10 protein-coding genes are annotated in these 12,301 nt (G+C 63.1%); 3 read left to right on the forward strand and 7 right to left on the reverse strand.

The genetic code is table 11. The features are described from left to right. Positions 1-55: 55 nt before the first annotated feature. The gene (locus tag GDV60_RS01785) at positions 56-580 is read right to left on the reverse strand and encodes a DUF962 domain-containing protein (protein WP_029299490.1); all 525 of its coding nucleotides are present in this window, start codon (positions 578-580) and stop codon (positions 56-58) included. An 83-nt stretch (positions 581-663) separates the two neighbouring features. On the opposite strand from GDV60_RS01785, the gene GDV60_RS01790 reads away from it, so the two are divergent. Further along, positions 664-1,350 carry a Crp/Fnr family transcriptional regulator gene (locus tag GDV60_RS01790; RefSeq protein WP_029299492.1) on the forward strand — a complete coding sequence of 229 codons (687 nt, stop codon included), beginning with the start codon at positions 664-666 and terminating at the stop codon, positions 1,348-1,350. Between the two features lie 128 nt (positions 1,351-1,478). On the opposite strand, the gene GDV60_RS01795 is transcribed toward GDV60_RS01790, so the two are convergent. Genes GDV60_RS01795 through GDV60_RS01805 form a run of 3 tightly spaced genes read right to left on the reverse strand, consistent with a single transcriptional unit; the run spans position 1,479 to position 5,515 of the window. Further along, the gene (locus GDV60_RS01795) at positions 1,479-3,089 is read right to left on the reverse strand and encodes an arylsulfatase (protein WP_159906080.1); all 1,611 of its coding nucleotides are present in this window, start codon (positions 3,087-3,089) and stop codon (positions 1,479-1,481) included. Between the two features lie 15 nt (positions 3,090-3,104). Then, entirely contained in the window at positions 3,105-3,920 is an 816-nt protein-coding gene (locus GDV60_RS01800) for an ABC transporter ATP-binding protein (RefSeq protein WP_029299497.1), read from the reverse strand. Further along, on the reverse strand, positions 3,917-5,515 hold the full coding sequence (locus GDV60_RS01805; RefSeq protein WP_159906082.1) for an ABC transporter permease: 1,599 nt from the start codon (positions 5,513-5,515) through the stop codon (positions 3,917-3,919). Before GDV60_RS01805 ends, GDV60_RS01800 begins: the two co-directional genes overlap by 4 nt. A 287-nt stretch (positions 5,516-5,802) precedes the next feature. Between GDV60_RS01805 and GDV60_RS01810 the strand changes: the two genes are divergently transcribed. Next, the gene (locus GDV60_RS01810; RefSeq protein WP_029299501.1) at positions 5,803-6,804 is read left to right on the forward strand and encodes an ABC transporter substrate-binding protein; all 1,002 of its coding nucleotides are present in this window, start codon (positions 5,803-5,805) and stop codon (positions 6,802-6,804) included. A gap of 344 nt (positions 6,805-7,148) precedes the next feature. Here the strand turns inward: GDV60_RS01810 and GDV60_RS01815 are convergent, their stop codons facing one another. Further along, complete coding sequence (locus tag GDV60_RS01815; protein ID WP_029299502.1) at positions 7,149-8,069, reverse strand: LysR family transcriptional regulator; 921 nt, start codon at positions 8,067-8,069, stop codon at positions 7,149-7,151. Between the two features lie 181 nt (positions 8,070-8,250). Between GDV60_RS01815 and GDV60_RS01820 the strand changes: the two genes are divergently transcribed. Then, positions 8,251-9,156 carry a TauD/TfdA family dioxygenase gene (locus GDV60_RS01820; RefSeq protein ID WP_029299503.1) on the forward strand — a complete coding sequence of 302 codons (906 nt, stop codon included), beginning with the start codon at positions 8,251-8,253 and terminating at the stop codon, positions 9,154-9,156. 136 nt (positions 9,157-9,292) lie between these two features. Here GDV60_RS01820 and GDV60_RS01825 read toward each other — a convergent pair whose 3' ends face one another. Continuing rightward, the gene (locus tag GDV60_RS01825; RefSeq protein ID WP_159906084.1) at positions 9,293-10,897 is read right to left on the reverse strand and encodes an alkaline phosphatase family protein; all 1,605 of its coding nucleotides are present in this window, start codon (positions 10,895-10,897) and stop codon (positions 9,293-9,295) included. A 444-nt stretch (positions 10,898-11,341) separates the two neighbouring features. Next, positions 11,342-12,286, reverse strand: a complete 945-nt coding sequence (locus tag GDV60_RS01830; RefSeq protein ID WP_070996173.1) for a LysR family transcriptional regulator — start codon at positions 12,284-12,286, stop codon at positions 11,342-11,344. Positions 12,287-12,301: the final 15 nt, after the last annotated feature.

Consider the following 12,301-nt stretch of genomic DNA (forward strand, 5'->3'; position numbering starts at 1 on the left):
TGAACCGGCGCTTTCGCGAGCAAGCCCGCTCCCACATTTGGATTACCGGTGCTTCTCAGGCCGTGGCGTTCTTGTGACGCACGGCCACCGGCCCCGACCGCTCCTCGATCTGCCGCTTGAGCTCATGGCGCAACCCCACCAGAAACGCCAACTCCGCCACCACAAACAACGGCCCCACGATCAGCCCGGACACGTCATCGACAAAGGCCGGTTTGCGCCCTTCGTAGTAATGGCCGACAAACTGGATCACCCAGCCCACCACAAACAGGCCGATACCGCTGCTGAGCCACACCAGCGTGCTTTGCGCCGCCAGCACATGCCCAGCCCATACCGACAAGCCCATCAGCACGCTCATCAACACCCCAAGCGCCAGTTCCAGGCGCAGGTAGAACCCCGCAGAAAACAACGCCAGCAACACCGCCGGCGACAGCCACAGGCCGGCCACTGTCCATTCGGGGCGTGACAGCAGCACGGCTACGGCGACGACGATCATGGGGATGCCGATAAAGTGGCTGGCGATGTTGCGCGGGTCGCGGTGGTAGGCGGCGTATTGGCTCAGATGGTCGACGAGGCTTTTCATTGTTATTCCTCCTGTAGGATGCTTGATCATGCCCTGTAGGACTGCGACAAACTGTCAACTGGGCGACAATCTTTGGAGTTCTCATGGACGCAGAGTCTTGGCATGGACGGCTGTCCAGCGGCCACTGGTACCGTCATCTGCCTGCTCCCTTGCAGCATAGTCTGCTGGCCCATGCCCGCGTGCGGCAGCTGACGGCGGGGCAGGTGCTGTTCAAGCGTGGCGACCCACCGTGCGGCCTGTACGCGGTGCTGGAGGGCAGCCTGCGCATCAGCGCGGTGAACGAGCAAGGCAAGGAGGCGTTGTTGAGCCTGGCGCAGGCGCCTTTCTGGTTCGGTGAAATCGCTGTGTTCGACGGCCTGCCGCGCACCCACGACGCGTGCGCGGTCGGGCCTTGCACCCTGTTGCAGGTACCGCAGGCGGCGATGCTGCAACTGCTTGCGCAAAGCCCGGCCTATTGGCGGGACATGGCCTTGCTGATGAGCCAGAAGTTGCGGCTGAGCTTTATCAATATCGAGCAATTGAGCCTTGCGCCCGCCTCAGTGCGGGTAGCCCATCGGTTGTGGATGATCGCCGAGGGTTATGGCGAGATCGATGGCTCGCGGCGTGTGGTGCAATTGGCGCAGGAGGACTTGGCGGCGATGCTGGGGGTATCGCGCCAGACGACCAATACGCTGCTCAAGGCGTTGCAAGAGCAGGGGGTTGTGCGGTTGGGGTATGGGGAGATTGAGATACTTGATGTAGGAAGGTTGCGGGAGATGGCGCAGGGGTAGGCGGTGCCTGTTAGGCCCCCTTCGCGAGCAAGCCCGCTCCCACATTCGATCGCATTCCAAAGAATGTACTCGGTCGAATGTGGGAGCGGGCTTGCTCGCGAAAGGGCCCTAACAGGCACTACAAAACCTCAGTCCGGCTGAAACGGCGAAGCACTGAGCACCACCCCCGTCTCCTCCACATACTGCTGCCAGTGCCCAATCAAGGTCGCCAGCTTTTCCGGCTGGCTCACGGCCAGGTCATGGATCTCCCCAGGATCACGCCCCAGGTCATACAACTGCCAGGTCGCCGGCCCTACGGGCCCCGGGATATACACCGCCTTCCATTGCCCCTGGCGAATCGCCCGGCGTCCGAACAGCTCCCAGCCGGTGACGGTATGTTCGTCGTGCACCTGCGCGGTTTCCCCAGACAAAAAGCCCAGCCACGACTTGCCCCGCAGCGGTGCAATCGGCTTTCCGCGCCACTGTTTGCCGGGGTGGCCCACGCCGGCCAGGTCGAGAATGGTCGGGGTGATGTCCATCACCGTGCCGAAGCCATGGCTGATCTGCCCCTTGAGTGCCAACTGCGGGTAATGCACCAGCGCCGGCACACGAATCCCGCCTTCGGTGGTGAAGGCCTTGAACAGGCGCGATGGTGCCGTCGCCACCTGGGCCCACGATGGCCCATACCAGACATAGGAATTGGCGCGGCCGATATTGCCCAGGCTGTTGTCGTAGTGCTGGTTGAGGTAGGTCAGAAGCTCGGGGCCGAACTTGGGGAAGGCTTCCAGCAGCGCGCCCTCGGCACCGTTGTCGGACATGAACAGGATAAAGGTATTGTCCAGTTGCCCCTGCTGGCGCAGGTACTCCACCACCCGGCCAATGTTCCAGTCCATGCGCTCGACCATCGCCGCATAAACCTCCATGGCCCGCGCCGAGACCTGGCGTTGTTCATCGCTCAAAGCCGCCCATTGGGTGTTCAGCTCGATCAGCGGATGGGGCTCGACGTCGGCATCGATCAGCCCCAAGGCCTTGAGTTTTGCCAGGCGCTCCAGGCGCAGTACCTCGGGGCCGGCGTCGTAGCGGCCACGGTATTTATCGACGATCTCCACCGGCGCCTGCAGCGGCCAGTGCGGCGCGGAAAACGGCAGGTAGGCAAAAAAGGGCCGGGCCTGGTCGCGCTCCTTGAGGTACTGCAGCAGCTTGTCGCCAAAGGCATCGGAGGAGTAGAAGCCCTCGGGCAATTGCTCGACGAAGGTGTCGTCCTCGATGTACAGCGCCGGGGTGGATTTGAGCAGCCCGGGTGTGCTGGCGTCGTAGGGCGGCTCGAAACCATAGTGGTTGGCCGCCCCCGGCAACAGCGAGAACGAACGCTCGAAACCACGGGCGTGGGGCGCCAGTTCCGCCGTCAGCCCCAGGTGCCATTTGCCGCTCATCAAGGTCTGGTAACCGGCCTCGCGCAGCAGTTCGGGCAGGGCCACCACCTTGTCGTTGAGGTAGCCTTCGTAACCTGGCTTGCCGATCAGCTCCGGGGTCAGCGCCTCGGCCATGGTGCCGATCCCGGCGATATGGTGGTCGGTACCGGTGAGCAGCATCGAACGGGTCGGCGAGCAGGTGGGCGCGGTGTGAAAGTCGGTCAGGCGCAGGCCGTTCAGCGCCAGGGCATCCAGGTGCGGCGTGGCGATTTCCCCGCCAAATGCGCCGAGGTCGGAGAAGCCCATGTCATCGGCCAGGATCACTAGAAAGTTGGGACGTTGCGGCATCAAGACACTCCTCAATCAGCAGGCAATAAAGGCCAGGGGCAGGTCACGGATCTGCTCCGGCAGCGGCGGTTGGTAGTGGTCGTCGCTGATCAGTTCGTGCAGCAGTTCTTCGCGCAATTGGTGGAAGTCAAAGCTGCTGCGCTGGCGCGGATGGGGCAGGGCGATATCCACCACCTGCTTGATCCGCCCAGGCCGGGGCTCCATCACCACCACGCGGTCGGCGAGGAAAATCGCCTCTTCCACATCGTGGGTCACCAGCACTGTGGTGATCTTCGCGCGGGCACGGATCGCCAGCAGCTCATCCTGCATCTGTTGGCGGGTCAGGGCGTCGAGGGCGCCGAAGGGCTCGTCCAGCAGCAGAATGCGCGGGCTGGCCACCAGGCCACGGGCGATCGCCACCCGTTGTGCCATGCCGCCAGACAGTTGGTGCGGGTAGGCGCGGGTGAAATCGGTGAGGCCGACCAGCTCGATAAAATCGCTGATGCGCTGTTGGCGCTGGGCCTCGCTCAACGGCTCGTTGACCAGGCCCAGGCCGATGTTTTGCGCGACCGTCAGCCATGGGAACAGACGGTGTTCCTGGAACACGATGCCGCGCTCGCCGCCGATGCCTTCCACGGCCTTGCCATCGACGCGGATCTCGCCGCGAAACTGCGTGTCCAGGCCGATCAGCAGGCGCAGCAACGTGGATTTGCCGCAGCCACTGGAACCGACAATCGCGACGAACTCGCCTTCGGCAATATCCAGGTTGAATTCGCGGATGGCCTCCAGTTCGAAGCCATCGACGTCAAAGGTCTTGCCCACATGGTTGAAGCTGACAATAGGTGCAGTCATGCGTGTCTCCAGCGCGTGGCGCGGGTTTCGATGCGTTGGCCGATAAGGTTGAGTGCCGCGCCGGTGAGACCGACCAGCAGCATGCCGCTCATGATCAGGTCCATGCGCAGCAGCTGCTGGGCGCCGATCATCAGGCTGCCGATGCCGCCATTGGACGGCATGAAATATTCCGCGCCGATGGTGCCCAGCCAGGCGTAGATCAGGCTCAGGCGCAGCCCGGCGAAAATCCCCGCCGCCGCCCCTGGCAACACCAGGCGACGCAGGCGCAAGGCCAGGCTCAGGCGCAGCACCTGGGCGGCTTCATTGAGCTGCGGCGAGAGGTTCAGCACGCTGCGTTGAGTGGCGATGAACAGCGGGAAAAACGCGGCCAGGGCGATAAACACCGACTTGGCCAACTCCCCCAGGCCGAACCAGGCGGTGAGCAGCGGCACCCAGGCAAAAATCGCGATCTGGCGCAGGGCCGCCAGGGTCGGGCCGAGCACTCGCTCACTGCGGCGCGACAGGCCCAACAACAGGCCAAGGGCAAAACCCAGCCCGCCGCCGAGGAGCAAACCGCTCAAGGTGCGTCCCAGGCTTTTGCCCAGGGCACTGAGCAGGCTGCCATCGAATACGCCGCTGGCGGTGGTGTACAGCACGGTCCAAGGGCTGACCAGGATATTGGGATCGACCCAGTCCAGGGCCGTCGCTGACTGCCACAGCGCCAACAGGCTCAGGGGCAGCAACCAGGGTTGCAGGCGTTGCCAGCCTTGGTAGCGCGGGCCACGGCGGATCTGCGCGGTCGCCGGATGGGGCCAATGCACCCACTTGCGATCCAGCCAGCCAATGCCGCGATCCATCGCCACGCCCAGCACCCCGATCACTACGATGCACACAAACACGATATCGAGCATGAACAACTGCCGCGCCCAGACCATCAGGTAGCCGATGCCTTCGCTGGAGGCCAGCAGCTCCACGGCCAGCAGCGAGGTCCAGCCGGCGGCCAGGGCCAGGCGTACCCCGGCCATGAACGCGGGCAGTGCGGCGGGCAGGATCAGTCGACGGATCAACAGGTGGCTGGGCAAGCGCAGCACGCGTGCGGCCTCGCGCAAACCGGGCTGGGCATCTCGCACGCCGACCAGGGTGTGCAGGGTCACGGGCACCACAATGGCCTTGACCAGCACCACCAGCTTGAGGGTTTCGCCAATCCCGAAAAACACCATGAACAGCGGGATCCACGCCAGGGTCGGGACTTGCGACAGGGCGCTGAACGTCGGGAACACCAGGCGTTCGGCACGGGCACTAAAGCCCAGCAGCGCGCCCAGTAACGCCCCGGCCCCGATGCCGGCCAACAGCCCCCAGAACAGCCGTTGCAGGCTGATCGCCAAGTGGCTCCACAACTCGCCGCCGGCCAATTCCACGGCACTGCTCCAGACCAGCGCGGGCGCCGGCAGGATTTGTTCGCTCATCCAATGCTGACGGCTGGCCAGCCACCACAGCGCAAACAGCGTGAGTGGCAGCAACCATGGGAGCAGGCGTTCACTCAGGTTCGGCCAATGGGGCCGCTCGCCCTTTGGCGTAGCGGCCAGGGGCAGGCTCAACAGTGAGATTCGGGCCATGGAAGACCTCCGTGGTCGGCAGGTTTGTTATGTGATTTTGATCTTATAAATAAACAATCAAGATTATTTAGGGATAAGAAAAACCATTTAAAGCCTCTGCCCGACACGCATCCAATGCATTTGAAGAATATTTTCCATGCTGTTGATGCATAACCCTCTGGAACCGGCGTCTGCGGCTGCATAGTCCAAAAAGCTATTAAATAGTGAATTTATAGTATTTAAAGTTTTGTTCCCGTTGTGCGTACTTTCTGCTCCCCAGGCCACCGTCGCCCACAGGAGCACACCCCATGAAACTGCCCTTTAAACGCTTGATCACCCTGGTCGCCGGCACTGCGCTCGCCGGGTTGGTGCAGGCCGCCGACCTCAAGGAAATCCGTATTGCCGTGCCCGACCTGAGCGCCGGCACCCAGAACAGTGGGGGCGGCCTGACGGATGTATTGAGGAGCCAGCAGATCTTTGAAAAAGCCTTCGCCGACCAGGGCATCAAGATCCAGTGGAATTACTTCAAGGGCGCCGGCCCCGTGATCAATGAAGCCTTCGCCAATGACCAGGTAGACCTGGCTTACCTGGGCGACCTGGCTGCGATCATCGGCCGCTCCAATGGCCTCGACACCCGGCTGCTGAGCGCCACCGCTCGCGGGGTGAAACAGTACCTGGGCGTGGTGCCGGGTTCGGGGATCAAAACCTTGCAGGACCTGAAGGGCAAGCGCGTGGCGGTGTTTCGCGGCACGGCCACCCAACTGTCCCTCAACGGCGCCCTGGCCAGCCAGGGCTTGAGTGAAAAGGACCTGAAAATCATCAACCTGGACTTCAACGCCGCCGTGGCCGCTTTGGCCGCCAAGCAGATCGATGCGACCTGGGGCGGGTCGAACCTGAGTTCACTGCAGGCCAAGGGCCTGGCCGAAATCCCCCTGACCACCAAGGACCTGGGTGGCGCCGGCAGCGTGCAGGCGGTGTTGGTGGGCAGTGGCAAGTTTGTCGACGCCCATCCCGAGGTGGTGGCCAAGCTGCTCAAGGCCCAGCAGCAGGCGGTGCAGTGGTTGACCGATGACAACAACAAGCAGGCGTATATCGAGCTGGTGTCGGGGCTGGCGAGTTATCCGCCGGTGATTCTGACCAATGATTTGAAGGACCAGAAACTCAGCGAGATTTTCCCATCGACCCTCGATCCGGTGTTCCTGGGCAAGCTGCAGGATGCGGTGGATCTGGCGTCGAAGGAGCGGCTGATTCGCAAGCCGTTCCAGGTCAGTGATTGGGTGGTGCCGGGGTTGGCGGCGGCTGGGATCTGAAATCTACGGCGCCTGAACGGGCCTCATCGCAGCCTACACAAATTTGCCGCAGCGTATAAACCCGTGCAGAGAGGGCTATTGTGGCGAGCGGGCTTGTCGGAACGCCGCATCGCCCGCGCTGGGCTGCGAAGCAGCCCTAAACCCGGCCGTCGCGGTTTATCTGAAGAAACGCGGCGGGCTTTTTGGGGCTGCTTCGCAGCCCAGCGCGGGGCAAGCCCGCTCGCCACGGGGGAGGTCGTCAGTTTCTGAAAGTTGTGTAGATACCTATGCTCATCGCAGGCAAGCCAGCTCCCACATTGGAATGCGGTCAAATGTGGGAGCTGGCTTGCCTGCGATGGCGCCCTTCAGACCGCCACATCCACTTCCTGGCGATCCACCGCCACCAACGTCTCGATCATCGCCTTGGCCGCCGGCGACAAGCGTGAGCCGGTGCGGCTGACTATCCCGCAACGCGCGCTCATGGTCTCCATGTTCTGCGGCAGGTTGCGCCAGTGCAGCAGCACCAGCGCGCCGCGGGCGATGTCCTCGGCAAAGGCTTCCTCGGTGCCCACGCCGATGGCGTTGGACTGCAACACGATCTTCACCAGCGCCGCAAAGTGCTCGGTCTGGATGCTCGGTGAAAAGTCCATGCGCCCACTGAGGTTCGCCAGCAGTTTGCGAATGCCCTGGGAGATCAGCGGCGACGCCAGCGGGTAGTCGAACATGTCGTTGGTCGAGAGGCTGTCCTTGGCCAGCAGCGGGTGCCCCGGCCGGCAGAAAAACACCCCACGCTTGGGCGTCAGCGCCTGGGTCTGGAAGTTCGGGTCGGCTTCGAACTGGCGGATGTCGGCGATAAAGAATTCGATCTCTTCCCGGCTCAGGCTGCGGCTCAGGGTTTCCCAGTTATCCACCTGGAACCGCGTGCGGATTTTCGGGTGCGCGTTGACGAAACGCGCCACCGCATCCGGCACCAGTTTCACGGCGGGCGCCGGGCCGCAACCGAAGCGCAGTTCGCCGGCGTCGAGCTTGGTCATGCGCGTCACTTCACTGCTCAGCAGCGCGGCGCCATGCACCAGGCTCAGGGCATGTTGCAGCACCACCTGGCCCTCCGGCGTGGGGCGCAAATCCTTGTGGCCACGGTCTACCAGCACGCAGCCGAACTCCTGTTCCAGGCCCTGGATGCTGCGGCTGAACGCCGGCTGGGTGATGCCCATGGCGTCGGCCGCGCGAACAAAACTGCGGTGTTCGTTAAGGGCGATGAAGTAGCGCAGTTGGCGAAGATCCATATGCTTTCCCGGCATTTTAAAAATAGGTCGAAGGCATTTGCGACCAGGGGAGCTGAGGTTTTAAATGCAAGCTCTTATTCCGTCAACGAAGCATGCGTTCATTTGCTAGACCTAAATTGCATATGAATAGAGCGTTGGCGCAGCGTCACCCCACCGTAAGCAGACACATGAGGGTCATCCAATGAGCAATGCCGCACTCGCTGTTCAACCCGTCGCCCTGGCGCTGGATATTCACCCGGTCGCTGGGCGTATCGGCGCCGAGATCCGGGGCATCAAACTGTCCGGCGACCTCGACGCCGCCACCATCGAAGCCATCCAGCAAGCGCTGGTGCAGTACAAGGTGATCTTCTTTCGCGAGCAGGCGCACCTCGATGACCAGAGCCAGGAAGCGTTCGCCCATTTGCTCGGCGAGCCGATTGCCCATCCCACGGTACCGGTGCGCGATGGCACGCGTTTTCTGATGGAACTGGACGGCGGGCGTGGTCAGCGCGCCAACTCGTGGCACACCGACGTGACCTTCGTCGATGCCTACCCCAAGGCCTCGATCCTGCGTTCGGTGCTGGCGCCGGCATCGGGTGGCGACACGGTCTGGGCCAACACCGCCAGCGCCTACAACGACTTGACCGCCGAAGTGCGCGCCCTGGCCGACACCCTGTGGGCGGTGCACAGCAACGAATACGACTACGCCGCGCGCAAGCCGGATGTGGCGCCGGAAAAGCTTGAGGAGTACCGCAAGATCTTCACCTCGACGGTGTACGAGACCGAGCATCCGGTGGTGCGTGTGCACCCGGTCAGTGGCGAGAAAACCCTGCTGCTGGGGCATTTCGTCAAACGCCTGAAGGGTTACTCGCAGGCCGATTCCGCACACCTGTTCAACCTGCTGCAAAGCCACGTCACCCGCCTGGAAAACACCGTGCGCTGGCGCTGGAGCACCGGCGATGTGGCGATCTGGGACAACCGCGCCACCCAGCATTACGCGGTGGATGACTACGGCACCCAGGAACGCATCGTGCGCCGCGTGACCCTCAAGGGTGATGTGCCGGTGAGCGTGCAGGGGCAGCGCAGCCAGACCACCAAAGGCCTGTAGCCCACCACCGAACCAATGTGGGAGATCCACTGTGGGAGCGGGCTTGCCCGCGATAGCGATATGTCAGTTAACAGCTATGTCGACTGATCCACCGCAATCGCGGGCAAGCCCGCTCCCACACAAGTCCGCGTCCCGTTTACCAGACGCCGATCTGCACCACCTTCTCTGCCTCAGGCTCACCATAGCGAAACCGCTGGCCACGCAGATCAATCTCCCCGTGGCTGATGGTGGTGCGCCGTTTCAAACCCCGTAGCCATTCGAACAGATAACCCTGATGCACTTCGCGCACCTGGGCGTACGCCGGGTCTGCGCCCAAGTCGTGCAGTTCCTGCGGGTCGTTTTCCAGGTCGAACAGTTGCGCGCGAAAGCCGTCATAGGCCAGGTATTTCCAGCGTTCGCTGCGCACCATGGTCATGCGGCAGCGGTCGATCGGCTGCGCCAGGCGCTCGCGGGCCGGGGCCTGGAACGCGTAGTCGTATTCGGCGATGGCGTAGCGGCGCCAGTCCGTTTCTACCCCATGCAGCAGGGGGATCAATGAGCGGCCTTCCAGACGATGCTCGGCGCTCGGCAAGCCCAGGGCCTCAAGGAAGGTGGGCAGGGCGTCGATGGTTTCCACCAGGCGCCGATCCGCCGTGCCCCGGCTGATATCGGCCGCGGCGCGTGGGTCGCGGACAATCAGCGGCACACCCACCGCCGGCTCCAGCAAAAACTCCTTTTCGCCCAGTTGGTGGTCGCCGAGGAAGTCGCCATGGTCGCTGGTGAACACAATCAGCGTGTCATCCCAGCGACCTGTGCTTTGCAGCACATCGAACAGTCGACCGAGTTGGTCATCCACCTGCTTGATCAGGCCCATATAGGTGGGAATCACCCGCAGCCGCACCTCATCGCGGGAAAAGTTCAGGCTCTCCTGGTGTTGGCGGAAGGCTTGGTACACCGGGTGATCGCTGGCTTGCCCAGGCTCGGCGCGAACCGCTGCCTGCACCTGATCGACGCCATACAGCGCGTGATACGGCGCGGGCGCGATATAGGGCCAGTGCGGCTTGATGTACGACAGGTGCAGGCACCAGGGGTGCTCGCCTTGTTCGTGGATAAAGTCGAGGGCGCGGTCGGTGGTGTAGACCGTTTCCGAATGCGCCTCGTCCACCCGCGCCGGCAAGTGGGCGTTGCGCATCTGCCAACCGCTCAGCACCTCCCCGGCATCGCCGGCGGCGGCATTGGCCCATTCATGCCAAGGGTTGGTGCCGGCGTAACCTTGCGCGCGCAGGTAATGGGTATAGGGCGCGGACTCGCGTTTATCGGCGAACAGTGGGCTGTCGGGGAAGATGCCGTCATGGCGAAAATACGCTTCGAAACCCACCTCATTGAGGGGCTGCGCCTGCGCGCTGTCGGGGTCGATATCCAGGCGTTGCAGGGCATCGAGATTGGGCGTGGCGTGGGTCTTGCCCACCAGCGCGGTGCGGATGCCATGGGGGCGCAGATAGTCGCCGATGGTCAGCTCTTCGAGGGGCAGCGGCACCGCGTTCCAGGCCACTTGATGGCTGCTGACATAGCGCCCGGTATAGGCCGACATGCGCGACGGCCCGCAGATCGTGCCCTGGGTGTAGGCGCGACTGAAACGCACGCCAGCGGCGGCCAGGCGGTCGATGTTGGGGGTGTGCAGATGGGCGTGGCCGTAGCAGGAGAGGTAATCGCGACGTAGTTGGTCGCACATGATGTAGAGCACGTTGCGCACATGGGGCATGGGGATCACCGGATGAGGGGCAGGTGAGGGTTTTCGCCGGTTGGAGGGGGTTGAGGCAAGTGCATTTGGGGAATGGGGTTTATGCAGTCGGCGCATGGGTGTGACGACTGGTGCCGTCGCTGGCAAGCCGGTTCCTACAGGTTGATCGCATTCCACTGTGGGAGCTGGCTTGCCTGCGATAGCCATCGGTATCTACACAACTTTCAGAAACTGACGAACTCCCCCGTGGCGAGCGGGCTTGCCCCGCGCTGGGCTGCGAAGCAGCCCCAAAACCAGCCGCTGCGGTGTATCTGGTACAACGCATTCGGCTTACTGGGGCTGCTTCGCAGCCCAGCGCGGGCGATGCGGCGTTCCGACAAGCCCGCTCGCCACAACAGCCCTATCTGCTTGGATTTATGCGTTGCGGCAAATTTGTGTAGATACCCATGCTGCGATAGCGGTCCCTCAGACCGCAAAATTCTCCAGCGAACACACCTCGTCATCCTGCTCATCCACCTGCTTGATCTGCTCGATCATCGCCTCGGCCAACGGTGACAGCCGATACCCGGCGCGGCTGACGATGCCATAGCGGGTGTAGCGCTCCTCCAGGTCCTCGGCCAACCCCTCGATCGTCAACCGCACAAGCTCGCCCCGGGTCAGGTGCAGCGCATCGCTGTTGGCGCTGACGATACCGATGGCGTCGGAACGCAGCACCACCCCCAGCAGGCTGTAGCCGTTCTCGCACTCGACATTGGGCGTGTAGTCGGGCCGGCCGCTGAGGTCGACGATGACCTTGCGCAGGTTCGGGGGGCGGATGGTCACGGCCAGGGGATAACTCATCAACTCGGCGGCGCTGACCCTTTCGCGCTGGGCCAGCGGGTGTCCGCTGCGGCAGCAGAAATGCCATTTGCGCGGGCGCAGGCGGTGGGTGTGGTAGTCGGGGTTGGCTTCGAAGTGGCGGGTGTCGGCGACAAAAAACTCGAACTCTTCACTGAGCAGGCGCTTGCCCAGGCTTTGCCAATCATCCACTTGGAACTGCACACGCGCCTTGGGGTAGCGCCCGATAAAGCTGCCGATGGCGCGCGGGATCAAGCCGGCTGCCGGGGCCGGGCCACAACCAAAGCGCAGCTCGCCGGCTTCCAGGCCATTGAACTGGCTGATCTCGTTGGCCAACTGCTGCGCGCCACTGACCAGGCGCCGCGCATGTTCCAGCAGCACCTGGCCTTGTTTGGTCGGGGCCAGGTCCTTGCGCCCGCGATCCACCAGTTGGCAACCGGCACTGTGCTCCAGGGCCTGGATGCTGCGGCTGAAGGCCGATTGCGACAGGTTCACCGTGGTCGCGGCGGCGACAAAACTGCGCTGTTCGGCGAGGGCGATGAAGTGACGGAGCTGACGCAGGTCGATATGCATTTTTCACATTAAAAA

It is taken from the genome of Pseudomonas sp. DTU12.1 (assembly GCF_009873475.1).
Taxonomy (GTDB): domain Bacteria; phylum Pseudomonadota; class Gammaproteobacteria; order Pseudomonadales; family Pseudomonadaceae; genus Aquipseudomonas; species Aquipseudomonas proteolytica.